Raw genomic sequence first — 22898 nt, 5'->3', positions numbered from 1 at the left:
CTAGGTTCTCCATGGCTCAATACGTCTTCACCATGCATCGGCTGAGCAAAGTTGTTCCGCCGAAGCGGGAAATCCTGAAAAACATCTCCCTGTCGTTTTTCCCGGGCGCCAAGATCGGCGTTCTTGGCCTGAACGGTTCGGGCAAGTCCACCCTGTTGAAAATCATGGCTGGCGTCGACACCGAGTTCGACGGTGAGGCGCGGCCGATGCCGGAGCTGAATGTCGGCTACCTGCCGCAGGAACCGCAACTGGATCCGACCAAGACCGTGCGTGAAGTGGTCGAGGAAGCGGTCAGCGTGATCAAGGACGCCCAGGCGCGCCTGGACGAGGTCTACGCTGCCTACGCCGACCCGGACGCCGACTTCGACAAGCTGGCCGCCGAACAGGCCAAGCTCGAAGCCATCCTGCAGGCCAGCGATGGTCACAACCTGGAGCGCCAGCTGGAAGTCGCCGCCGATGCGCTGCGCCTGCCGGCCTGGGACGCGAAGGTCGAACACCTGTCCGGCGGTGAAAAACGCCGCGTGGCCCTGTGCCGCCTGCTGCTGTCGGCTCCCGACATGCTGCTGCTCGACGAACCGACCAACCACCTGGACGCCGACTCCGTCGCCTGGCTGGAGCACTTCCTGCACGACTTCCCGGGCACCGTGGTCGCGATCACGCACGACCGTTACTTCCTCGACAACGTTGCCGGCTGGATCCTCGAACTCGACCGCGGCGCGGGTATTCCGTACGAAGGCAACTACTCGGGCTGGCTGGAAGCCAAGTCCGATCGTCTGGCCCAGGAATCCAAGCAGCAGTCGGCCCATGAAAAGGCCATGAAGGAAGAACTGGAGTGGGTGCGCAAAGGCGCCAAGGCCCGCCAGTCGAAATCCAAGGCCCGCCTGCAGCGCTTCGAGGAAATGCAATCGCAGGAATTCCAGAAGCGCAGCGAGACCAACGAGATCTACATCCCGGCCGGTCCGCGCCTGGGCGACAAGGTCATCGAGTTCAAGAACGTCAGCAAGGGCTATGGCGACCGCGTGTTGATCGACAACCTGTCGTTCAGCATGCCCAAAGGCGCGATTGTCGGCGTGATCGGCGGTAACGGTGCCGGTAAGTCGACCCTGTTCCGCATGCTGATGGGCAAGGAAACCCCGGATTCGGGCAGCATCGAGATCGGTGAGACCGTGCAACTGGCCTGCGTCGACCAGAGCCGCGACGACCTCGACGGCAGCAAGACGGTGTTCCAGCAGATCTCCGACGGTTCCGACCAGATCCGCATCGGCAACTACGAAATACCGTCGCGTACCTACGTCGGTCGTTTCAACTTCAAGGGCGGCGACCAGCAGAAGTTCGTCAAGGACCTGTCCGGTGGTGAGCGTGGCCGCCTGCATCTGGCCCTGACCCTGAAGGAGGGCGGCAACGTCCTGCTGCTCGACGAACCGTCCAACGACCTCGACGTGGAAACCCTGCGTTCCCTGGAAGAAGCCCTGCTGGACTTCCCGGGCGCGGCCATCGTGATCTCCCACGATCGGTGGTTCCTGGACCGTGTGGCGACGCACATCCTGGCTTACGAAGACGACTCGCAAGCGGTGTTCTTCGAAGGCAACTACACCGAATACGAAGCGGATCGCAAGAAACGCCTCGGCGACGCAGCGGCCCAGCCGCATCGCGTACGGCACAAGAAACTGGCCTGATCAGGTCGGTGGTCGAGAAAACGGAGCCTTCGGGCTCCGTTTTTTTTGCCTGTCGTTCCCAGGTGCGACCCGGGTGGGCGATGGCCTTTTTATGGTGCGTTTTGTGCCCTGAATACGGAATATTTATATAAATTGCACCATTTAAATTCATAACTGCGACATTTTGCACTGTCGTAGTGCTCTTTCAATTGCTACAGTCCGGGTCAATCTCCTGATAACGACAACTCATTGACGAGACTTTTCCATGATCGAATCCGTTGACCACTTCCTCGCCCGCCTGAAAAAACGCGACCCGGACCAACCGGAATTCCATCAGGCGGTGGAGGAGGTCCTGCGCAGTCTCTGGCCGTTTCTGGAGAGTCATCCGCACTACCTGGCCTCGGGCATTCTTGAGCGTCTGTGCGAGCCGGAGCGGGCCGTGGTGTTTCGCGTGTCGTGGGTCGACGACCAGGGCAAGGTCCAGGTCAATCGTGGTTTCCGTATCCAGATGAACAGCGCCATCGGCCCCTACAAGGGCGGCCTGCGTTTCCACCCGTCGGTGAATCTCGGTGTGTTGAAGTTCCTCGCCTTCGAGCAGACCTTCAAGAACGCCCTGACTTCGCTGCCGATGGGCGGCGGCAAGGGCGGCTCGGACTTCGATCCCAAGGGCAAGAGTGACGCGGAGGTCATGCGTTTCTGCCAGGCGTTCATGAGCGAGCTGTACCGGCATATCGGTGCCGACGTGGACGTCCCGGCCGGTGATATCGGAGTCGGCGCCCGGGAGATCGGCTTCCTGTTCGGTCAGTACAAGCGCCTGGCCAACCAGTTCACCTCGGTACTGACCGGCAAGGGCATGACCTACGGCGGCAGCCTGATCCGTCCGGAAGCCACTGGCTTTGGCTGTGTGTATTTCGCCGAGGAAATGCTCAAGCGCAAGGGCGATGGGGTCGAGGGCAAGCGCGTGGCGATCTCCGGTTCCGGCAACGTTGCACAGTACGCCGCGCGCAAGGTCATGGACCTGGGCGGCAAGGTGATTTCGCTGTCCGACTCCGAAGGCACGCTGTATTGCGAGGCCGGCCTGACCGACGAACAGTGGCAGGCGCTGCTGGAGTTGAAGAACGTCCAGCGCGGGCGGATCAGCGAGCTGGCGCAATGCTTTGGCCTGGAGTTCCTCGCCGGCCAGCATCCGTGGACCCTGAGCTGCGATATCGCGCTGCCCTGTGCGACGCAGAACGAACTGGACGCCGAGGCGGCCCGGACCCTGTTGCGCAATGGCTGCCTGTGCGTGGCCGAGGGTGCGAACATGCCGACCACCCTGGAGGCTGTGGATATCTTTATCGAGGCGGGCATCCTGTTCGCCCCGGGCAAGGCTTCGAATGCCGGTGGCGTGGCGGTCAGTGGCCTGGAGATGTCACAGAATGCCATGCGCCTGTTGTGGACCGCCGGCGAGGTCGACAGCAAGCTGCACGGCATCATGCAATCGATCCATCATGCCTGCGTGCATTACGGCGAGGAAAACGGCCGGGTCAACTACGTCAAGGGCGCGAACATCGCCGGCTTCGTCAAGGTCGCCGAGGCCATGCTCGCCCAGGGTGTGGTTTAAGCCGGGTCGATGCGCAGGATCTCGATCAGTTGGTCCCCGGCCGGTCGTTTCCACAGCACTTCATCGCCGGGGTGCGCGCCGAGCAGCGCCCGTCCCAGCGGCGAGCCCCAGTTGATCAGGCCGCTGGCGTAGTCGGCCTGGTCTTCGCCGACGAGCTGGACCTGTTGTTCCTCGTCCTGTTCGTTGGCGAAGGTGACGCGGCTGCCGATCTGCACCACTTCGCTGGAGGTCGCCGGAGCGGCCAGCATGGCGCTGGACAGGCGCTGGTTGAAATAGCGCAGGTCTCGTTCGATATCGGCCTGGCGCTGTTTGTCGGCCTGTTCACCGAGGGCACTCTGCCGGCTGTATTCGGCCTGCAACCCGGCAACGCGTTCCTGCAACTGGGCCAGGCCCGTCGCGGTGACGTAGTTGGGCTGCGTGCTGACCTGGCGCTCCACCGGCTGGCTGGCCTGGGCGGCGGCGCTGTCTTCGTTGACGAAGGCACGACTCATGGCATTCTCCCGTGCATGGCATATGGACCATGCTCGCAGGATTCGGTGCCGGGGAATTGTCCGAAAGCGACCTATTGCGAACGGTAGGCCCGTGCGGCGTCACGGTCTTTCTCCTGTTGCCAGGCGCGTTCGCGCTCGTCCCAGTGGCGGTTCTTGTAGGTGTCGCGGTCCTGATTCTCGAGCATGGCCTGGCATTGCCGAAAGCCGTCATCCCAGCCCGTGGCGTATTCACGTTCCTGGAGATAGCGGGAAACGTTCTTGCGGAATTCGCCGGTGATCGCGCCGGCGGCTTGCCGGCCACTGCCGCAGCCGTCGTCGAAGCCATCGGCGAACGCCGGTGGATAACCCTGGGCGAGCAGGTGATCGTGGGTCGATTCACAGCCCGCCAATCCCATCATTGCTGCCAGCAACAGCCAACGCCACATCGTGATACCCGTACAGATCGACCCCTATGGAGTTGAGTGTAGAAGGTCGCGCGTGAGCGTAGCGTCAAGAGGTTGTGATGAACCTGTTGGGCCTGTTCGCGCTCCTGTGACGTCGGGCAATGAGCGGTTTGTGCGTCTGGGCAGTAAACTTTTCCGACCCGGGTCGTTATCTTTCTGTTCAGGTTAAAGCAGTACCGGGCGCTCTGCGCCAGGTGTTTCAGTCCCGCGCCAGGGCGTGGGGGAATCGCAGTCGAAAGAAAGAGAGTCGTGTATGAGTTGCTTCAAACCCCATGGCGTGGGTGTCGGCCTGACCCTGTCCGCCTGTGTTGCCGTGGGTGAACCATTGCCGGAGAGCTTCCTTGTGGAGCGGTATGGCCTGTTGCCTATTCCCACTCAGGCAGTGGCATCGCCAGCACCTGACGAGAAGTCTCCCCGCCGGTTTCATTTGCAGCCCGAAGCCCCGCCGGTGGTTCTCCGCTTTGGCGGACGGACTACATCGGGTGATGTGGGCAATATCACCATCGACAATATGGCCCGGCGCGATTACCAGCATTGCCGGCGTTTACGGGGCGAGTTTCTGGAGCGCAAGTTCGGCCGGACGGCGGTGCAGTCCGCACAGTTGAACTTTCAGTGTGAATAGCCCTGTCTGTGGTCTGCGTCGAATACAAAATACCGTCTGGGCATGGCTCCTGTAGGCGTTGGCCAGGAATGGCGATGTCAAATTCACCGCCGTCATCGCCAGCAAGCCGGCTCCTACAAGTCTATGTTTCGGCACAAGTCTATCGACATACCGGGCTCCTTGTAGGAGCCGGCTTGCTGGCGATGGCGTCCGAGCAGGCGCCGCTCAATAGTGATACCACTTCAGTTCCAGCATGACCTCGTTTTCCGCCGAGGCCAGTTTGCTGAACTCGCGCTGGGCGCTCAGGCGCAGGCCCAGGTTGCGCGACAGCTCCCATTGCTGGTTGAGGCTCAGGCTGCGGCGTACTTCGCCATTGGTGAAGTAGTCGCCCTTGGCTTCCACGCTGAGATTGCCCAGCGGGTTTTTCCACAGCAGCCCGGTATCGAACCCGGCGGCCGGTGAGACGAACGCGGCGAAATCGGCATTGTGTTCCACGCGCACGGTGCCGAGGGCGAATCCGAGCAGCTCATCGTTCAATTGCCAGGTACCGCCGGCCCCGCCATTGACGTGGCTGACCAGGGTCTGGTCATCGTGCTTGCCCGGCACCCGCTCCAGGCCGCCGGTCACTTGCCAGGACCAGGGTTGCAGCAGCGCGTTGCGCGGTGTCAGCGAGCGAATGGTGGCCAGGTCCAGTTGCTGCAATTGCCAGTGGTTGCCTTCGTACTGGCGCAGTTTCATCTGCAGGATTTCGATCTGGGCGCCGAGAGGGAAGCCCTCGGCGTTGTCGTTCAGGTCGTGATAGGCCATGCGCAGGCCGTACTCGCCGAAGGCCTTGTCGCCGCGGGTGCCGATCCCGGCCTGCCAGGTGCGCGACTCATGGCCGTTTTCCGGCAGTCCGGGCGGCGTGATCTGCAACTCCGGCGCGGGGTTCTGGTTGATCGCCCGGAGCAGTTCGAAGCTGCGTTGCGAGCGCACCGGGTCGCGCTCCAGGCCGTTGGCCCGATAACGTTCGAGGCGATAGGCGGCATCGACGATCAGCGCCTGGCGGGCCCTGGGCTGGGCCTTGAACAGCGGGTCCTGGAGGACTTTCTGGTCGGCGCTGACTTTCAGGACCCAGGCCTGCTCATCGTCCGTCAGGGGCTTGGCCCGTTCCAGCAGTTCGCGTTCACGGGACGGGCGATAGTCGATCCTTTCCACCAGGCCGGCCTCCTTGACCGCCTTCACCGTGTCGGTGGGGATGGCGGTCAGCGGGAACTGCCCGGTCAGGCGCAGGCTCGGGCGGGCAACCTGCAGCAGTTCCAGCAGGCGATAGGAGCAGTTTTCGTCGAAGAAGAAGTAGTCGAACTGGATCTGCTTGAGTTCCCAGACGTGCTCGACCATGCGTTGGGTTTCTTCAGGCGTGAGGTTCAGCCGGTATTCCCACAGGTCGCGGTTTTCCAGGCTGCGGTATTCGGAGAGTTTTTCCTGGTAGGGCACCAGGGCGAACAAGCCGGGGTAGCCGCCCATCAGGCCTTTCCAGGCATACAGAATGCTGTTGTCCGAGCCTTCGATATAGGCCCCGAAGTTGATCGCGTAGCTGAGCAGCGCGGTCTGGTCGCGCTGGACATCTTCCTGGTCGATACGCAGCAGGGTGTGGCCGAACATCGACGAGGGGCTGTTCAGGTAGGCCGCCGGAAAGATCATCACCGTGCTGTGGGGCGAGACGTTCTTGAACCACTGGTTGAAGTCGGAGCAGTCCGGGGCCGGCAGATCGGTCAGTTGCAGTTGCGCCTTGAGCCAGCGGCTGCGGGCCGGGTAGACGCACTGGGCATGCTGGTTGCCGGCGCTGGCCGGGGCATACAGCGCGGCGACGGTGGCTTTCAGTTCCGCATCCGGGTGATGGGCGCCGTCGGCGGCGAGGAAGAATTTCTTGTCGCTCACATAGCTGCGCCAGCCGCCCAGCTTGGCGCTTTCGTAATGGCCCAGGGAGATCCAGAAGGGATCGTCGGCCAGTTGTTGCAAACGTTGATCATCGATGTGCGAAGCGGCTTGGAGCGGGGCGCAGACACAGAGCGCCAGGTAGGCAAGGCGTTTGAGCATGATGGGCAACTGTTGTCAGGCGAAAGAGGGTCGGGCAGGGAATGCCCGCTCCAGGAGGAGCGGGCGGGTCAGGCTCAAGCCTGGGTTGCGTACTTGGCCAGGCGTGGATCGCTCTTGAGTACGGCCAGGGTGTTGGTATGCACGTCGTCGGCGGTCACGTCAGCCTTGCTGAAGATCTGCTGGAAGTGCTCATGGGTCACAGCGGCGAAATGGGCACGGTCTTCCGGTGCCACCCCCAGGACCACGGCATAGGTGGTCAGTGCTTCGCCCTGACCCTTGGCCATGTCTTCCGACAGCTCGTTCATCATGCCATTCATGGCAATCCAGGATTTGCCACCGTAGGTCAGTGCGTCTTTGGTGGTGCAGCCGTTGGTGCCGGACGTCATCCCGAAGGTGGCGTTGCCGGAGGTGCCGTTGGTGGTGGAGGCCAGGAAGTGTGCGGGGGTGCCACGTTGACCTTTGAACAGCATGTTGCCCCAACCGCAATCCGGGCCGCCTGGCGCCTGCGCCAAGGCCTGGAAGGAGACAACGGTGAAGAGAGTACCGAGAAGAATCCGTTTCATAGCTTTGTTCTCTTTATGTGCATACCAATGGACAAGGGTGTCCGGCCTGTGAGAGCACCGGTGGGCCGGTTATCAGTCCAGCCGCGCATGTTGGAGTTTAGGCACGATCCAAGGGTTCCGTGGTTTTTTCCCTTTATGAATAAGATATACACCTTCTTGTAGTCCGGCTCCCGGGGCTTTTGTCCCGCTGCGAGGATTCACCTGCCACTTGCCTTGCCAGCCGGGTACGGCCAGCGCCAGAATGCCTTCATCTGCCCCGCCTGATGTAAGGAAGCCCGATGCCTGATTCTGTTGCTGCCAGCCTGCGTCTAGCGCCCGAAGCGCTGACTCGCCCTTTCTCCGCTGAACAGTTCAGCTTCTCTACCACCAATGATCTGGAGCCCTTTCGCGGTGTGCTTGGCCAGGAACGCGCGGTCGAAGCATTGCAGTTCGGTGTGGCGATGCCACGCCCCGGTTACAACGTATTTGTCATGGGAGAGCCCGGCACCGGGCGTTTTTCCTTCGTCAAACGCTACCTGAAGGCGGAAGGCAAGCGCCTGCAGACCCCCTCGGACTGGGTCTACGTCAACAATTTCGATGAGCCGCGCGAGCCACGGGCGCTGGAGTTGCCCGCGGGCGAGGCCGGCGCGTTCATCAGCGATATCAACGGTCTGATCGACAATCTGCTGGCGACGTTTCCGGCGGTGTTCGAACATCCGTCCTATCAGCAGAAGAAAAGTGCCATCGACCGTGCGTTCAACCAGCGTTATGACCGCGCCCTGGATGTGATCGAGCGCCTGGCGCTGGAAAAGGAAGTCGCCTTGTATCGCGACAGCACCAATATCGCCTTTACCCCGATGAGCGACGGCAAGGCCCTCGACGAGGCGGAGTTCGCCCAGTTGCCGGAGGCCGAGCGCGAGCGTTTCCATACCGATATCGCCGATCTCGAAGAGCGTCTCAACGAGGAGCTCGCCAGCCTGCCGCAGTGGAAGCGCGAGTCGAGCAACCAGTTGCGCCAGTTGAACGAAGAGACCATTACCCTGGCCTTGCAGCCTCTGCTCGCCCCGCTGTCGGAGAAGTACGCCGAGAACGCGGCAGTCTGTGGTTATCTGCAAGCGATGCAGGTCTACCTGCTCAAGACCGTGGTCGAGCAACTGGTGGACGACAGCAAGACCGACGCGGTTGCCCGCAAGTTGCTGGAAGAACAGTACGCGCCGAGCCTGGTGGTCGGGCATCCGGCCAGTGGCGGGGCGCCGGTGGTGTTCGAGCCGCATCCTACCTACGACAATCTGTTCGGCCGGATCGAATACAGCACCGACCAGGGTGCGCTGTACACCACCTACCGGCAATTGCGCCCGGGGGCGCTGCATCGCGCCAACGGTGGTTTCCTGATCCTCGAAGCGGAGAAGATGCTCAGCGAGCCCTTCGTCTGGGACGCGCTCAAGCGCGCCCTGCAATCGCGCAAGCTGAAGATGGAGTCGCCCCTGGGCGAACTGGGTCGCCTGGCGACCGTGACCCTGACGCCGCAGATGATCCCGCTGCAGGTCAAGGTCATCATCATCGGTGCGCGCCAGTTGTACTACACCCTGCAGGACCTGGATCCGGACTTCCAGGAGATGTTCCGGGTGCTGGTGGACTTCGACGAAGACATCCCGATGGTCGACGAAAGCCTGGAGCAGTTCGCCCAGTTGCTCAAGACCCGCACCTCGGAAGAGGGCATGGCGCCGCTGACCGCCGATGCGGTGGCGCGCCTGGCGACCTACAGTGCGCGCCTGGCCGAGCACCAGGGGCGTCTGTCGGCGCGGATCGGCGATCTGTTCCAGCTGGTCAGCGAGGCGGATTTCATCCGTCACCTGGCCGGTGACGAACGCACCGATGCCGGCCATATCGAACGGGCGCTCAAGGCCAAGGCCACGCGGACCGGCCGGGTCTCCGCGCGCATCCTCGACGATATGCTGGCGGGGATCATCCTGATCGATACCGCCGGCGCCGCGGTGGGCAAGTGCAACGGCCTGACGGTGCTGGAGGTCGGCGATTCGGCGTTCGGCGTGCCGGCGCGAATTTCCGCCACGGTCTATCCGGGCGGCAGCGGTATCGTCGATATCGAACGCGAGGTCAATCTCGGGCAGCCGATCCACTCCAAGGGCGTGATGATCCTCACCGGCTACCTGGGCAGCCGTTATGCCCAGGAATTCCCCCTGGCGATCTCCGCGAGCATCGCCCTGGAGCAGTCCTATGGTTATGTCGATGGCGACAGCGCTTCCCTGGGCGAGGCCTGCACGCTGATTTCGGCCTTGTCGAAGACCCCGCTCAAGCAATGTTTCGCCATTACCGGTTCGATCAACCAGTTCGGCGAGGTGCAGGCGGTCGGTGGGGTCAACGAGAAGATCGAGGGCTTCTTCCGGCTCTGCGAGGCCCGTGGCCTGACCGGCGAACAGGGTGCGATCATCCCGCAGGCCAACGTCGCCACGCTGATGCTTGACGAGAAGGTCCTGCAGGCCGTCCGGGCCGGGCAGTTCCATGTGTATGCGGTGCGTCAGGCCGACGAGGCCCTCAGCTTGCTGGTAGGCGAACCCGCCGGCGAGCCGGATGCCGACGGTCAGTTTCCGGAAGGCAGCGTCAATGCACGGGTGGTGGAGCGCCTGCGAGTGATCGCCGAAATGATCAGCGAGGATGACCTCAAGGAGGCCGAGAGAGAGGCCGCCGAGCAGGCGCTGGCGGAGGTCAAGCCGTCCTGACGGCGCGCATGGACTGTGGGAGTGGGCTTGTTGTGGGAGCGGGCTTGCCCGCGAAGCTCCTGGCGTTCTCAAGGGCCTCTTCGCTGGCAAGCCAGCTCCCACAAGTTCCGCAAGGGCGGGGGTCAAGGCTTTGGCGCCCGTTCCCCTGGCGCCCGTTGGTCCTCCAGGTCCTTGCGCCCGGTGGATTTATTCTATTCTCTGGGCAAGGACATCCACTGTAGTCACTGGAACGATGCAGCCTTCACGTCGGAGGCTGAAGACAGGACCTACCGAGGGTCGCCGCCATGTCGCGCAGCCTTTGTCTTACCCGCCAATGCCTGGGCCTGGTCACCCGTATCGAATGCGTCATTCGCCCGCTCGCCGGGGATAACGGGATGTGGACCCTCTTGTTCGCCGCCGGAATGGCCGGTGAGCAACCCTCCGCAATCAAATCCCAGGGCCCTTTCCACGGCCCCTTCGTCGCCGAATCGATCCTCGACTCGATTGTCGAAAGCCTGACCCTGCACGGCTACGAACTGGCCGAGGAACCGCAGATCTGGCGCCTGCACCTGCAGGCCCAGCTACGGCAGATCAACGGCGAGCGCGGTCGACATCCGGGTGGCTACGAGCTGCACTGAGGATTACTCGGCGGGCTCGTTGCTCTGGACCTTGTCGAGCTTGACCTCGAAGCCGTACTCGACGGTCTGCAGGTCGGTGCGCTGGTAGCTTTCCAGTTGCGTCGGTTGCCCGTAGAAATAGTGCACGTCATAGAGCGGCGGTGAGTCGGCTTTCTCGTTGTGGCTGGTGGCGAGGATTTCCTTCAGGTAGTTGCCGCTGTCGTCCTTGGCGTAGAAGCGCCAGGACTCGGCCGGGAACAGTTTCTGGTCGACCACCAGGGCATTGCCCTTGAGTTCCAGGCCCTTGGGCAACTGCCGGGCGTCCAGGGTGTTTTTCTGGATATCGGCGAGAAACAGCGGTATCGAGCCGATGGCATAGGCCGGCGTTTCCGGGAACAGGTTGAGGTCGTAGGTGATGGTGCCTTCCAGCGGGTTGACCTCGAACGCTTCCTTGGGCAGTTCCAGCGGTTCGCCGCGTTTTCCCTGCTCGTCTTCGGCAAAGAACGTCACCGGGCTGTCGCCGGGGTTGAAGGATGAGCCGAGCAGTTCGTCGTTGAACGTCTTCGGATGGTCGAACTCGATGCGCGCGGCGCTGGCGTCGTCCACGGACTGGCTGATGCTGACACTCTTTTTCAACTGCTCGGCGTCGAGGTCGGCGTCCTTGAGGTAGTGGGGCGCCTGGTCGTCGTAGACCACCACCGGCATCGGCAGCGGCTGGATGTCCTTGCTGGTGGTGTCATCGAACTGGCGTATCGGGAGGTCCAGTTCCTTGCGGTTGACGGTGGCATCGGAGAAATCCAGCACGCTGATTTCCAGCTTGTCGATCATGCCGTTGAAGTACACACGGGTGTAATGGCTGCTCTGCCTGGCCTCGAAGGCTTTCTGCTCATCGTCGAGTTTCTTCTCGAACGCGTCGCTCCAGCTCTTCTGCTTGAGCATCTCATCCAGTTGCTGCTGGTAGAAGGCGATCTGCGCGGCGTTTTCGTTGATCGACCCCGAGCGCGAGAGGAACTGGCCGGTGCTGTCCCTGGCCTGGGCGATCAGCGGGTTCAGCGCCGTATCGCCGACCTGCGCCGCCTGGGGCGCGCTGTTGCTCAGTTCGATCTCGGCATTGTTCTTGTCGAGCGAGACCAGGGTCAGGCTGATGTTTTCGCTGGTCTGCCGCTTGCCGATATCCTTGCGGGTCAGGTCGAAGGTAAAGACCTTGCGCGGGGCGATCACCTCGACCTTGCCGTGCAGGGTCAGGGGTTGGGGCTGGTTGCGGTTCTCGACTTCCACCCCGTCGACGTACGGGTAGGTCACCGTCAGGTCGTCGGGATTGGTCATGTTGGCGCTGGACGGGCTCAACTGGATGCCGGGATCGGTCTCCGACCATTCGGGCTGGAAGGGTACGACCTGCTTGTTGCTCAGGGTCACCGACTGCCATTCCAGGGCATGGGGGAAGGGAAACTCGGTCGGATAGTTGAAGCTGAACGGGAAAATCGGCTGCAGGTCGGTCAGGTAATCGGAGCTGGAGGCCTTGCGCAGCACGAACAGCCCGTTGATGTAGGTGTCGGCCAGGGCCTGCGGGGTCGGGTAGTGCTTGAGCAGCGCCAGGGCATCGTCGCTGTACTCGGTCTCGATCGGCTTGTCCCGCAGGCGCAGGCGGGCGCGTTCGAGCAGCAGCAATGAGCCGCCGAGGTCCGCGACGGCATCCTTGAGCTTGGGATCCTGGATCGTGTCGAGGGTCTTTTCGAATTCTGCGGTTCTTTCCTCGAGGCTGGTCTGTTGTTGCTTGTCATTGGGGGAGCAGCCGCTCATCAGCAGAGCTACCGAGAGTCCGAGGCAACCCAGGGGGCGTCGCAAATCCATTGTTCAGTTTTCCTGTCCACAGTGCATGCGCGATGTCGTTGATGCCGACACTAGCAGAAAATCGCTTTTGCAGAGCTGTCCCTGTGTTGAACGAGGCGTCTGGCGGGAGCTTTTTCCCTCGGGTTTCACGGCTGGTATACTCGCCGCCATTTCAGGCGATATGTGAGATTCATGGAACGTTTTATCGAAAATGCAATGTATGCCTCGCGCTGGCTCCTGGCGCCGATCTACTTCGGGCTGTCCCTGGGGTTGCTGGCATTGGCGCTGAAGTTCTTCCAGGAAGTGTTTCACGTCATCCCCAACGTGTTTGCCATGGCCGAGGCCGACCTGATCCTGGTGCTGCTGTCGCTGATCGACATGGCGCTGGTGGGTGGGCTGCTGGTGATGGTGATGATTTCCGGCTACGAGAACTTCGTTTCCCAGCTGGATATCGATGAAGAGAAGGAAAAGCTCAGCTGGCTGGGCAAGATGGACTCCACCTCGTTGAAGATGAAGGTGGCGGCTTCCATCGTGGCGATCTCTTCGATTCACCTGCTGCGGGTGTTCATGGACGCCAAGAACGTCGATCCGGTGCACTTGCAGTGGTATGTGATCATCCACATGACCTTTGTGATCTCGGCCTTCGCCATGGGTTACCTGGACAAGCTGACCAAGCACTGATCGTCACGCTCCGTGGCCGTGTTCGCGCCGCCCGTCCGTTGTGAAACGGACGGGCGGCGTGGTTTTCGCCTTGTGCTTTTGTCGGGTCAGGCATATGCCTGTCTATAGCCCAGTCCGAAAAGTCGAGGTGCGCCCATGAACCTGCAAGAGCTGAACAGTTTCGCCCTCGCCGGGCGGATCGACGAGTTGAACCTGATCTCCCTCGAAGGCGGCATCTATCTGCTGGAAGCGCGGATGCACGGCGCGGCCTACCCGCTCAACGACGATCATGGGCAGACCCTGCACCTGCGTTCGGTGGAGCATGCCAGGGAGGTGCTGGAACGAATGCCGAAGCTGCCGTTCCACCTGATCCATACCTCGGTGCACGACGAAATGTGCGGGATGCCGGCCAGTGCCGAGGACAGCCTGAAGGTGCCCATCGCCTTCCATTCTGGCTGGTGAGGCTGCTGACAGCGGACGCTTCTGTGCTAGTCTGCTCGCCCTTTTTGGTTCCGGGCGCGAGGGGAAATGCCGTATTCCAGGGTGTTTTCCAGAGCAGACCCATAGCGGAGCAGTGTTATGTCCGAAGTAAATCTGTCCACCGACGAAACCCGCGTCAGCTACGGCATCGGCCGTCAGCTGGGCGACCAACTGCGTGACAACCCGCCACCGGGCGTGAGCCTGGACGCGATCCTGGCCGGTCTGACCGACGCGTTTGGCGGCAAGCCAAGCCGTGTGGGCCAGGACGAACTGTCCGCCAGCTTCAAGGTCATCCGCGAAATCATGCAGGCCGAAGCGGCCGCCAAGGCTGAAGCCGCGGCAGGTGCCGGCCTGGCATTCCTGGCTGAAAACGCCAAGCGTGACGGCATCACCACCCTGGCATCGGGCCTGCAGTTCGAAGTGCTGACTCAAGGTGAAGGCGCCAAGCCATCCCGTGAGGACACCGTGCGTACTCACTACCACGGCACCCTGATCGACGGCACCGTGTTCGACAGCTCCTACGAGCGTGGCCAGCCAGCCGAATTCCCGGTAGGCGGCGTGATCGCCGGCTGGACCGAAGCCTTGCAACTGATGAATGCCGGCAGCAAATGGCGCCTGTACGTGCCGAGCGAACTGGCCTACGGCGCTCAAGGCGTTGGCAGCATCCCGCCGCACAGCGTTCTGGTGTTCGACGTCGAGCTGCTCGACGTTCTGTAACCCGCCGCACCCGCCTCTCCATGGGGGCGGTCCTTGTGTGGGAGCAGGTTTGCCGGGATGTCGGACCGCCGCGAAGGCGGTCTTACTGCCACAAGCAATGTGGCGGATGTACCGGCCTCTTCGCGGGCAAGCCCGCTCCCACAGACACCGTTGTCATACCTGCAGCTTGCTGTTCAGGTCTCCCGTCGGGCGCAAGGCCCGGGCATAGCAGAACAGAAACAGGTTGCGCACCAGTTCCTTGAGCACCAGCGGTTCACTGGAGCTCAGGCCGCTGACATCCAGGTCACCCTGGTCCTGCAGTTCATTCAGGGCTTCTTCTTCCAGTACCGCACAGACTTCACCCGTTTCCCGATGCAGGATGCGCAGGTAAGGGTGTGGGCGGTCCAGCCAGGCATCGATCAAATAAGTCATGGTCTCATCTCCTTGATAGGTTTCAATGAGAATAATTCTTATTCAAAGAATAGCAAGTGCCTATTGGCGGATTCCTGGTTTTTCTGTGGGGGAATTGTCGGGCGTCAAGCGCAAGGGGGGATTGATCGTTCCCATGCTCCAGCGTGGGAATGCCTTGCTGGATGCTCTGCAGGCGCCGCGGAGCGCCACTGGATGCGTTCCCACGCAGAGCATGGGAACGATCGAGCTGGCGTTTGCTCAGACCTTTCTGACGAACTCGGACTTGAGTTTCATCGGGCCGATGCCATCGATCTTGCAGTCGATATCGTGGTCGCCGTCGCACAGGCGGATGTTCTTGACCTTGGTACCGACCTTGACCACCAGGGAGGTGCCCTTGACCTTCAGGTCCTTGATCACGGTGATGGTGTCGCCGTCCTGCAGGACGTTGCCCACGGAATCCTTTTTCACGCTGTCGTCGGACGCGGTCTCGGCTTCGCCGGTGGCGGACCACTCATGGGCGCATTCCGGGCAGACCAGCTGGGTACCGTCTTCGTAGGTGAATTCGGAATTGCATTTCGGGCAGGGTGGCAACGTGCTCACTAAGGCTCCTCGGGTTCGGGAAGGCTAAAAGCGCACATTATATAGGGTTTTTAACGAAGGAGGGGGCGCGACAACGCAAGACAGGTTGACGCAGGACGTTGCAGGAGCCCGGCTTGCCGGCGATGACGTGCGCAAGAGCAACGCATCGTTCAAGGACCTCATCGCCGGCAAGCCGGCTCCTACGGTAGGCCGTTATTGGCCTCAGTGAGTGCGGGCGACCGCGAACTCGCTCAGTTCCACCAGTGCATCGCGATACTCGCTGGCCGGCAGGGCCTCCAGGCAGGCGATCGCCCGGGCGACGTAGTCACGGGCCAGTTGCGCGGTGTATTCCAGCGAGCCCGAGGCTTCGACGGCGGCGCGGATGCTTTCCAGGTCCTCGATCCCGCCCTTCTGGATCGCCTGGCGCACCAGGGCCGCCTGCTCCGGCGTTCCTTCACGCATGGTGTAGATCAGCGGCAGGGTTGGCTTGCCTTCGGCCAGGTCGTCACCGACGTTCTTGCCCAGGGTCTCGGCATCGCCCTTGTAGTCCAGCAGGTCGTCGACCAGTTGGAAGGCCACGCCGAGGTGGTCGCCGAAGGTACGCAGGGCTTCGGCCTGTTCCGGCGTCGCCTGGCACAGGGCGGCGGCGCTGTGGGTGGAGGCCTCGAAGAGCATCGCGGTCTTGCCGCGGATGACTTCCATGTAGGTTTCCTCGGTGGTGCTGGCGTCGCGCACCTTGGACAACTGCAGCACTTCGCCCTCGGCGATGATGCGCGTGGCCTGGGAGAGGATCTTCATGACCGGCATCGAACCCAGTTCGACCATCATCTCGAAGGAGCGCGAGTACAGGAAGTCGCCGACCAGCACGCTGGGAGCGTTGCCCCACATGGCGTTGGCGGTGGAGCGGCCACGGCGCATGCCGGACATGTCGACCACGTCGTCGTGCAGCAGGGTCGCGGTGTGCAGGAACTCGATGGTCGCCGCCAGCAGGCGCAGGTCATCGCCTTCGCGCCCCAGGGCCTTGCCGCACAGCAACACCAATAAAGGACGCAGGCGCTTGCCCCCGGCCGAGGTGATGTAGTCGCCGATTTTCGAGACGAGCGGCACCCGGGAAGTCAGCTGCTTCTTGATGATGCCGTCGACGGCGCTAAAATCGTCCGCCACCGCGCGGTAGAATGCTTGGGGTTGCATCAGCGAGAGTCGCTCCAGAAGGGTTGCGCGGCATGCTAGGGCGGGGGTTCCGGCCTGTCAAGGCAGGATACCGGGCCACTTGCAAGGATCAGGCGGCTTGCGTACAATCGCGCACCCTGAACTTCCTGGGCAGCACCTGCCTTACGCAATTGCACTTGGGCCGTTCCAGCCCCATGCAGCCATGCCAGCCAATACCTTTACCTATAAAGCGCTGGGTGAGCAGGATTATCGGAGAAATACCATGTCTTACGCAGTAATCGTTACCGGCGGCAAGCAGTACAAAGTCGCTCCAGGTGAATACCTGAAGATCGAAAAACTGGAAATCGCCACTGGCGAATCCGTTACCTTTGATCGCGTTCTGTTGGTCGCCAATGGCGATGACGTGAACATCGGCGCTCCAGTTGTTGCTGGCGCTACCGTTGTGGCTGAAGTGATCTCCCAAGGTCGTCACGATAAAGTCCGCATCATCAAGTTCCGTCGTCGTAAGCACCACATGAAGCGTATGGGCCACCGTCAGTGGTACACCGAGATCAAAATCACCGGTATTCAGGCTTAATTTCAGCCTAATCCCCTTTTTGGAGAATTGAACTCATGGCACACAAAAAAGCTGGTGGTAGTACCCGTAACGGTCGCGACTCAGAAGCCAAACGCCTTGGCGTGAAGATGTATGGCGGCCAGGCTATCAAAGCGGGCAACATCATCGTGCGTCAGCGCGGTACCCAGTTCCACGCCGGTTACGGCGTTGGCATGGGCAAGGATCACACTCTCTTCGCTAAAGTCGAAGGCGTGATCAAGTTTGAAGTAAAAGGCGCTTTCAACCGCCGTTACGTGAGCATCGTCGCGGCTTAATTGCGAGAATGCTGGAGAAGCCCCGTCTTGCGACGGGGCTTTTTCGTTTGTGGGGTGAGTCTCTTGCAAAGCTGTTTGTATGGGCTGCCGGCGCTGGATTTTTCGGTCGTTGATTGAGGTCGCCGCGCTCATCTTTGCAAGGGTCTTATACTTGATGTTTGTGGTTATTCGGCTCGTCCCGGTGGCGAGAGGCGTGTGTTATGAAGTTCGTTGATGAAGTATCGATTCGCGTAAAGGCTGGTGACGGCGGCAACGGTTGCATGAGCTTCCGTCGGGAAAAATTCATCGAAAACGGTGGCCCCAACGGGGGTGATGGAGGTGATGGCGGTTCGATCTACATGGTCGCCGACGAAAACCTCAACACCCTGGTGGACTACCGCTACACCCGGCACTTCGATGCCGAGCGTGGTTCCAATGGTGGCAGCACCGACTGCACTGGCAAGAAGGGCGAGGATCTGGAGCTGCGTGTGCCGGTCGGCACCACGGTGATCGATTCCGCCACCCAGGAAGTCATCGGCGACCTGGTCAAGGCCGGCCAGCGCCTGCTGGTCGCCCATGGCGGCTGGCACGGTCTGGGCAACACCCGCTTCAAATCCAGTACCAACCGGGCGCCGCGTCAGACCACGCCGGGCAAGCCGGGCGAGCAGCGCGACCTCAAGCTGGAAATGAAGGTGCTGGCTGACGTCGGTCTGCTGGGCTTGCCGAATGCTGGCAAGAGTACCTTTATCCGCTCGGTCTCGGCCGCCAAGCCGAAAGTGGCGGACTACCCGTTCACCACGCTGGTGCCGAACCTGGGCGTGGTCAGTGTCGACCGCTGGAAAAGCTTCGTTGTCGCGGATATCCCGGGCCTGATCGAAGGTGCCTCGGAAGGTGCCGGCCTGGGGATTCGCTTCCTCAAGCATCTGGCGCGTACCCGTCTGTTGCTGCACCTCGTCGACATGGCGCCGCTGGATGACAGCAGTGCGCCGGATGCCGCTGAAGTGATCGTCAACGAACTGGCCCGCTTCAGCCCGTCCCTGGCGGAGCGTGATCGCTGGCTGGTGCTGAACAAGTGCGACCAGATCCTCGAGGAAGAGCATGAGGAGCGGGTCAAGGAAGTTGTCGACCGTCTGCAGTGGACCGGTCCGGTCTATGTGATCTCGGCAATTGCCAAGGAAGGGACCGAGCGTCTGACTCGCGACATCATGCGCTACCTGGAAGATCGTCTCGATCGCCTGGCCAACGATCCGGCCTACGCCGATGAGCTGCGTGATCTCGACCAGCGTATCGAGGATGAGGCGCGTGCCCAGTTGCAGGCACTGGATGACCAGCGGGCCCTGCGCCGCAGCGGCGTCAAGAGCGTCCATGACATCGGTGACGATGACTGGGATGAAGAAGATGTCGATGACGAAGATGGTCCGGAAATCATTTACGTCCGCGACTGATTCATTGGTTAAACTACTACGCCGCTCACTGAAGCGGCGTTTTAGTCTCTGTAAAACGTAAATCACATAATCGCGTGGATGGTGCTCGGTCGTGCCATTCGCTGGCTAAGGTTGGAAGATCATGCGGAGCAAGGTGACAGGTGCGCAGCGTTGGGTCGTGAAGATCGGCAGCGCACTGCTGACGGCGGACGGCAAGGGTCTGGATCGCGCGGCAATGGGTGTCTGGGTTGAGCAGATGGTGGCCTTGCACGAGGCTGGCGTGGAGCTGGTGCTGGTGTCTTCGGGTGCCGTGGCGGCGGGCATGAGCCGGCTGGGCTGGACGGTGCGACCGAGTGCCATGCACGAGTTGCAGGCGGCGGCGGCCATTGGCCAGATGGGCCTGGTGCAGGCCTGGGAGTCGAGCTTTGCCGAGCATGGTCGTCATACCGCGCAGATCCTGCTGACCCATGATGACTTGTCCGACCGCAAGCGTTACCTCAATGCGCGCAGCACCTTGCGGGCCCTGGTGGAGCTCAAGGTAATCCCGGTGATCAACGAGAACGACACCGTGGTCACCGATGAAATCCGTTTCGGCGACAACGACACCCTGGCGGCGCTGGTCGCCAACCTGGTGGAAGCGGACCTGCTGGTGATCCTGACGGATCGCGACGGCATGTTCGATGCCGACCCGCGCAACAATCCCGATGCCCAGCTGATCCATGAGGCGCGTGCCGATGATCCGGCGCTGGACGCGGTGGCGGGCGGTACCGGCGGCGCCCTCGGGCGTGGTGGCATGCAGACCAAGCTGCGCGCGGCGCGACTGGCGGCACGCTCCGGCGCGCATACCATTATCGTCGGCGGTCGTCTGGAGCGGGTCCTGGATCGCCTTAAGGCGGGCGAGCGCATCGGTACCTTGCTGTCGCCCGAGCGCGGCATGCTCGCGGCGCGCAAGCAGTGGCTGGCCGGGCATCTGCAGACCCGTGGCACGCTGGTGCTGGATGACGGTGCGGTCAACGCCCTGGCGCGTGATCACAAGAGCCTGCTACCGGTGGGGGTGAAGCTGGTGCAGGGTAGCTTCCGTCGTGGCGAAATGGTCGTGTGCGTGGCTGCGGATGGTCGTGAGATTGCCCGCGGGCTCGCCAACTACAGCGCTCTTGAGGCGCAGAAGATCATTGGTCAGTCGTCGGATGCGATTGTCGGCTTGCTGGGTTACATGGCGGAGCCGGAACTGGTTCATCGCGATAACCTTATTCTGGTGTGATGGGTTCGAGGGAGAAGGGCATGGGGTTGGCAAGAGGATTGTTGAGGTTGTTCCTGGCGATGCCGTTGTTGGCATCGGCCGAGGAAATCGGCCAGGTGTCCACGGTGTTCAAGTTCGTCGGGCCGAATGACCGGATCGTGGTCGAGGCGTTCGATGATCCGAAGGTCGAGGGCGTGACCTGCTATCTGTCCCGTGCCAAGACCGGCGGCCTGAAAGGTGGTCTGGGTCTGGCGGAGGATCGTGCCGAGGCGTCGATTGCCTGTCGCCAGGTCGGGCCGATTCGCTTCAGTGGTGAGCTGAAGGATGGTGACGAGGTGTTCAAGGAGCGCACGTCGCTGGTCTTCAAGACCATGCAGGTGGTGCGTTTCCTCGACAAGAAGCGCAATACGCTGGTGTACCTGGTCTATAGCGATCGGTTGATCGAGGGCAGCCCGCAGAATGCGGTGACGGCTATTCCGATTCTGCCTTGGCCGAATCAGTGAGAATCAAGGGTTGCCCGCTGCTATTGGTTGTCGCGAACCTGTAGGAGGCAGGCCTTGCTCTTGCGGAGTTGATAGATCGTTCCCACGCTCCGCGTGGGAATGCCGCCCGTGACGCTCCGCGTCACAAGTCGCAGGCAATAAAAAACCGACCCTGGGGTCGGTTTTTTAACAAGCGTGTCGCTTAGGCTGCAGCAGCAAGGTTCAGAGCCTTGATGTGGCCATTCAGACGACCTTTATGGCGAGCAGCCTTGTTCTTGTGGATGATGCCTTTATCGGCCATACGGTCGATAACAGGAACAGCCAGAACATAGGCAGCTTGCGCTTTAGCAGCGTCTTTTGCGTCGATGGCTTTCACTACGTTCTTGATGTAGGTACGAACCATGGAACGCAGGCTGGCGTTGTGGCTGCGACGCTTCTCAGCCTGTTTTGCACGTTTTTTGGCGGAAGGTGAGTTGGCCACCGTCGAGCTCCTCGAAAGACTTTTTAGGAAATAGCAAACAAAATAGGCCGCGAATCATGCCGATGAGTTGAAGTCTTGTCAAGGGCAGGCGATGCGTTCCGCTGAGTGGTATATGTGGGACACCGGGATATTTCTTTCCGGCGTACGACCTGTAAACTCGCGAGCTTTGGCTCTGTGCTGTTGCGGCGCGGAGTATCGCATAGCTGGGCGCTTTATTCGCCTGTTCTTTACCCAAAGGCACACAATCCTTCAATGAATCTGCTCAAGTCGTTGGCCGCCGTCAGCTCTATCACGATGATTTCCCGGGTCCTGGGGTTTGTTCGCGATACCATCATCGCGCGCGCCTTCGGCGCCGGAATGGCCACCGATGCCTTCTTCATTGCCTTCAAGTTGCCCAACCTGCTGCGCCGGATCTTTGCCGAAGGGGCCTTTTCCCAGGCGTTCGTGCCGATCCTGGCAGAGTACAAGAGCCAGCAGGGCGAGGAGGCGACCCGCACCTTCATTGCCTATGTGAGCGGCATGCTGACCCTGGTCCTGGCCCTCGTCACGGTGCTCGGAATGGTGGCCGCGCCCTGGGTGATCTGGGCCACCGCGCCCGGCTTCACCGATACGCCGGAGAAGTTCAAGCTGACCGCCGACCTGTTGCGGGTGACCTTTCCTTATATATTGCTGATCTCGCTGTCGTCCCTGGCCGGCGCGATCCTCAATACCTGGAACCGCTTCTCGGTCCCGGCCTTCGTGCCGACCCTGCTGAATGTCAGCATGATCATCTTTGCCCTGTTCCTGACGCCGTATTTCGACCCGCCGGTGATGGCGCTGGGTTGGGCGGTCCTGGCGGGCGGCCTGGCGCAACTGCTCTACCAACTGCCGCACCTGAAGAAGATCGGCATGCTCGTGCTGCCACGCCTGAACCTGCGCGACAGCGGTGTCTGGCGGGTCATGAAGCAGATGCTGCCGGCGATTCTCGGGGTCTCGGTGAGCCAGATTTCGTTGATCATCAACACCATTTTCGCCTCGTTCCTGGTGGCCGGATCGGTGTCCTGGATGTATTACGCCGACCGCCTCATGGAACTGCCCTCCGGCGTGCTGGGCGTGGCCCTGGGCACCATCCTGCTGCCGATCCTGTCCAAGACCTATGCCAGCAAGGATCGCCACGAGTACTCGCGCATCCTCGACTGGGGGCTGCGCCTGTGTTTCCTGCTGGTGCTGCCGTGCTCTCTGGCATTGGCGATTCTCTCCGAACCCTTGACCGTTTCGCTGTTCCAGTACGGCCAGTTCAGTGCCTTCGATGCCTCCATGACCCAGCGGGCGCTGATCGCCTACTCGGTCGGCCTGCTCGGGATCATCATGATCAAGGTGCTGGCGCCGGGCTTTTACGCGCAGCAGAACATTCGCACGCCGGTGAAAATCGCGATTTTCACCCTGGTGGTCACCCAGTTGCTCAACCTGGTCTTTATCGGGCCGCTGGCCCATGCCGGGCTGGCCTTGGCCATCAGCGGCGGCGCCTGCATCAATGCCGGCCTGTTGTTCTGGCAGTTGCGCAAGCAGAAGCTGTTCATCCCGCAGCCGGGCTGGAGTCTGTATCTGCTGAAGCTGCTGGTCGCTGTCGGCATGATGTCGGCGGTATTGCTGGGCTTGATGCACTGGATGCCGGCCTGGGACCAGGGGCACATGCTCGAACGCTTCCTGCGCCTGGGGGCGCTGGTGGTTGCCGGGGTGCTGGCCTACTTTGGAATGCTGTTGCTGCTGGGCTTGCGCCTGCACCATTTCAATCGCAAGTCGTTGATGTGAGGGAGCGCCGCGTTTCTGTGGGAGCCGGGCTTGCCCGCGAAGCTTTTAGCGCTCTCC

23 protein-coding genes are annotated in these 22898 nt (G+C 61.6%); 14 read left to right on the top strand and 9 right to left on the bottom strand.

Going from position 1 to position 22898, the window contains the following annotated elements; all coding sequences use genetic code 11:
- Positions 1 to 11 precede the first annotated feature (11 nt).
- Both ettA and gdhA read left to right on the top strand, forming a co-directional pair.
- Entirely contained in the window at positions 12 to 1676 is a 1665-nt protein-coding gene (gene ettA / locus ACL9RJ_RS12425) for an energy-dependent translational throttle protein EttA (protein ID WP_017123438.1), read from the top strand.
- Positions 1677 to 1920: 244 nt separating this feature from the next.
- Positions 1921 to 3258, top strand: coding sequence for an NADP-specific glutamate dehydrogenase (gdhA, locus tag ACL9RJ_RS12420; protein ID WP_212810145.1), 1338 nt, complete (start codon positions 1921 to 1923; stop codon positions 3256 to 3258).
- Here gdhA and ACL9RJ_RS12415 read toward each other — a convergent pair.
- Entirely contained in the window at positions 3255 to 3749 is a 495-nt protein-coding gene (locus tag ACL9RJ_RS12415) for a GreA/GreB family elongation factor (protein ID WP_017123440.1), read from the bottom strand. The genes gdhA and ACL9RJ_RS12415 overlap by 4 nt on opposite strands.
- A gap of 71 nt (positions 3750 to 3820) precedes the next feature.
- The gene (locus ACL9RJ_RS12410; RefSeq protein WP_103032776.1) at positions 3821 to 4174 is read right to left on the bottom strand and encodes a hypothetical protein; all 354 of its coding nucleotides are present in this window, start codon (positions 4172 to 4174) and stop codon (positions 3821 to 3823) included.
- Positions 4175 to 4445: 271 nt separating this feature from the next.
- Between ACL9RJ_RS12410 and ACL9RJ_RS12405 the strand changes: the two genes are divergently transcribed.
- A complete protein-coding gene (locus ACL9RJ_RS12405; RefSeq protein ID WP_422765291.1) occupies positions 4446 to 4814 on the top strand; it encodes a hypothetical protein in 369 nt (122 codons plus the stop codon).
- A gap of 204 nt (positions 4815 to 5018) precedes the next feature.
- On the opposite strand, the gene ACL9RJ_RS12400 is transcribed toward ACL9RJ_RS12405, so the two are convergent.
- Both ACL9RJ_RS12400 and ACL9RJ_RS12395 read right to left on the bottom strand, forming a co-directional pair.
- Positions 5019 to 6872 (bottom strand): DUF4105 domain-containing protein, encoded by a 1854-nt coding sequence (locus tag ACL9RJ_RS12400; RefSeq protein ID WP_422765290.1) that lies wholly within the window; start codon positions 6870 to 6872, stop codon positions 5019 to 5021.
- A gap of 74 nt (positions 6873 to 6946) precedes the next feature.
- A complete protein-coding gene (locus ACL9RJ_RS12395; RefSeq protein WP_017123444.1) occupies positions 6947 to 7435 on the bottom strand; it encodes a DUF3015 domain-containing protein in 489 nt (162 codons plus the stop codon).
- 278 nt (positions 7436 to 7713) lie between these two features.
- Here ACL9RJ_RS12395 and ACL9RJ_RS12390 point away from each other — a divergent pair, with 278 nt between their 5' ends.
- Together ACL9RJ_RS12390 and ACL9RJ_RS12385 are read left to right on the top strand one after the other, a co-directional pair.
- Positions 7714 to 10152, top strand: a complete 2439-nt coding sequence (locus ACL9RJ_RS12390) for a Lon protease family protein (RefSeq protein ID WP_017123445.1) — start codon at positions 7714 to 7716, stop codon at positions 10150 to 10152.
- A gap of 284 nt (positions 10153 to 10436) precedes the next feature.
- Entirely contained in the window at positions 10437 to 10769 is a 333-nt protein-coding gene (locus tag ACL9RJ_RS12385; RefSeq protein WP_017123446.1) for a hypothetical protein, read from the top strand.
- 3 nt (positions 10770 to 10772) lie between these two features.
- On the opposite strand, the gene ACL9RJ_RS12380 is transcribed toward ACL9RJ_RS12385, so the two are convergent.
- Positions 10773 to 12599, bottom strand: coding sequence for a hypothetical protein (locus tag ACL9RJ_RS12380; RefSeq protein ID WP_177106452.1), 1827 nt, complete (start codon positions 12597 to 12599; stop codon positions 10773 to 10775).
- 171 nt (positions 12600 to 12770) lie between these two features.
- On the opposite strand from ACL9RJ_RS12380, the gene ACL9RJ_RS12375 reads away from it, so the two are divergent.
- The 3 genes from ACL9RJ_RS12375 to ACL9RJ_RS12365 all read left to right on the top strand — a co-directional run bounded on the left by ACL9RJ_RS12375 (position 12771) and on the right by ACL9RJ_RS12365 (position 14435).
- Positions 12771 to 13259: a TIGR00645 family protein gene (locus ACL9RJ_RS12375; RefSeq protein WP_017123448.1), complete on the top strand. Its 489-nt coding sequence runs from the start codon at positions 12771 to 12773 to the stop codon at positions 13257 to 13259.
- Positions 13260 to 13394: 135 nt separating this feature from the next.
- Positions 13395 to 13700, top strand: a complete 306-nt coding sequence (locus ACL9RJ_RS12370; RefSeq protein ID WP_017123449.1) for a DUF6482 family protein — start codon at positions 13395 to 13397, stop codon at positions 13698 to 13700.
- Between the two features lie 117 nt (positions 13701 to 13817).
- Positions 13818 to 14435 (top strand): FKBP-type peptidyl-prolyl cis-trans isomerase, encoded by a 618-nt coding sequence (locus tag ACL9RJ_RS12365; RefSeq protein WP_017123450.1) that lies wholly within the window; start codon positions 13818 to 13820, stop codon positions 14433 to 14435.
- Between the two features lie 153 nt (positions 14436 to 14588).
- On the opposite strand, the gene ACL9RJ_RS12360 is transcribed toward ACL9RJ_RS12365, so the two are convergent.
- The 3 genes from ACL9RJ_RS12360 to ACL9RJ_RS12350 all read right to left on the bottom strand — a co-directional run bounded on the left by ACL9RJ_RS12360 (position 14589) and on the right by ACL9RJ_RS12350 (position 16595).
- Positions 14589 to 14846: a hypothetical protein gene (locus ACL9RJ_RS12360; protein WP_017123451.1), complete on the bottom strand. Its 258-nt coding sequence runs from the start codon at positions 14844 to 14846 to the stop codon at positions 14589 to 14591.
- 237 nt (positions 14847 to 15083) lie between these two features.
- Positions 15084 to 15425: a zinc ribbon domain-containing protein YjdM gene (locus ACL9RJ_RS12355; protein WP_017123452.1), complete on the bottom strand. Its 342-nt coding sequence runs from the start codon at positions 15423 to 15425 to the stop codon at positions 15084 to 15086.
- 201 nt (positions 15426 to 15626) lie between these two features.
- Entirely contained in the window at positions 15627 to 16595 is a 969-nt protein-coding gene (locus ACL9RJ_RS12350; protein ID WP_017123453.1) for a polyprenyl synthetase family protein, read from the bottom strand.
- Positions 16596 to 16836: 241 nt separating this feature from the next.
- On the opposite strand from ACL9RJ_RS12350, the gene rplU reads away from it, so the two are divergent.
- The 5 genes from rplU (at position 16837) to ACL9RJ_RS12325 (ending at position 20590) form a co-directional block, all read left to right on the top strand.
- A complete protein-coding gene (gene rplU, locus ACL9RJ_RS12345) occupies positions 16837 to 17151 on the top strand; it encodes a 50S ribosomal protein L21 (protein WP_003176051.1) in 315 nt (104 codons plus the stop codon).
- Positions 17152 to 17186: 35 nt separating this feature from the next.
- Entirely contained in the window at positions 17187 to 17444 is a 258-nt protein-coding gene (gene rpmA / locus ACL9RJ_RS12340) for a 50S ribosomal protein L27 (protein WP_042934223.1), read from the top strand.
- A 200-nt stretch (positions 17445 to 17644) separates the two neighbouring features.
- Positions 17645 to 18868: an Obg family GTPase CgtA gene (cgtA, locus tag ACL9RJ_RS12335; protein ID WP_017123456.1), complete on the top strand. Its 1224-nt coding sequence runs from the start codon at positions 17645 to 17647 to the stop codon at positions 18866 to 18868.
- A gap of 121 nt (positions 18869 to 18989) precedes the next feature.
- A complete protein-coding gene (gene proB, locus ACL9RJ_RS12330) occupies positions 18990 to 20108 on the top strand; it encodes a glutamate 5-kinase (RefSeq protein WP_177084040.1) in 1119 nt (372 codons plus the stop codon).
- A 20-nt stretch (positions 20109 to 20128) separates the two neighbouring features.
- Positions 20129 to 20590: a CreA family protein gene (locus tag ACL9RJ_RS12325; protein WP_422765289.1), complete on the top strand. Its 462-nt coding sequence runs from the start codon at positions 20129 to 20131 to the stop codon at positions 20588 to 20590.
- Positions 20591 to 20771: 181 nt separating this feature from the next.
- Here ACL9RJ_RS12325 and rpsT read toward each other — a convergent pair whose 3' ends face one another.
- On the bottom strand, positions 20772 to 21050 hold the full coding sequence (gene rpsT, locus ACL9RJ_RS12320) for a 30S ribosomal protein S20 (protein WP_017123459.1): 279 nt from the start codon (positions 21048 to 21050) through the stop codon (positions 20772 to 20774).
- Positions 21051 to 21302: 252 nt separating this feature from the next.
- Between rpsT and murJ the strand changes: the two genes are divergently transcribed.
- Positions 21303 to 22841, top strand: coding sequence for a murein biosynthesis integral membrane protein MurJ (murJ, locus tag ACL9RJ_RS12315; protein WP_177084044.1), 1539 nt, complete (start codon positions 21303 to 21305; stop codon positions 22839 to 22841).
- Positions 22842 to 22898: the final 57 nt, after the last annotated feature.

Origin of the sequence: Pseudomonas sp. Mn2068, assembly GCF_049319725.1 — a bacterium.
GTDB lineage: Bacteria > Pseudomonadota > Gammaproteobacteria > Pseudomonadales > Pseudomonadaceae > Aquipseudomonas > Aquipseudomonas gingeri.
The sequence above is the reverse complement of the archived record's forward strand: the minus strand, read 5'-3'. Positions and strand labels throughout refer to the sequence as shown.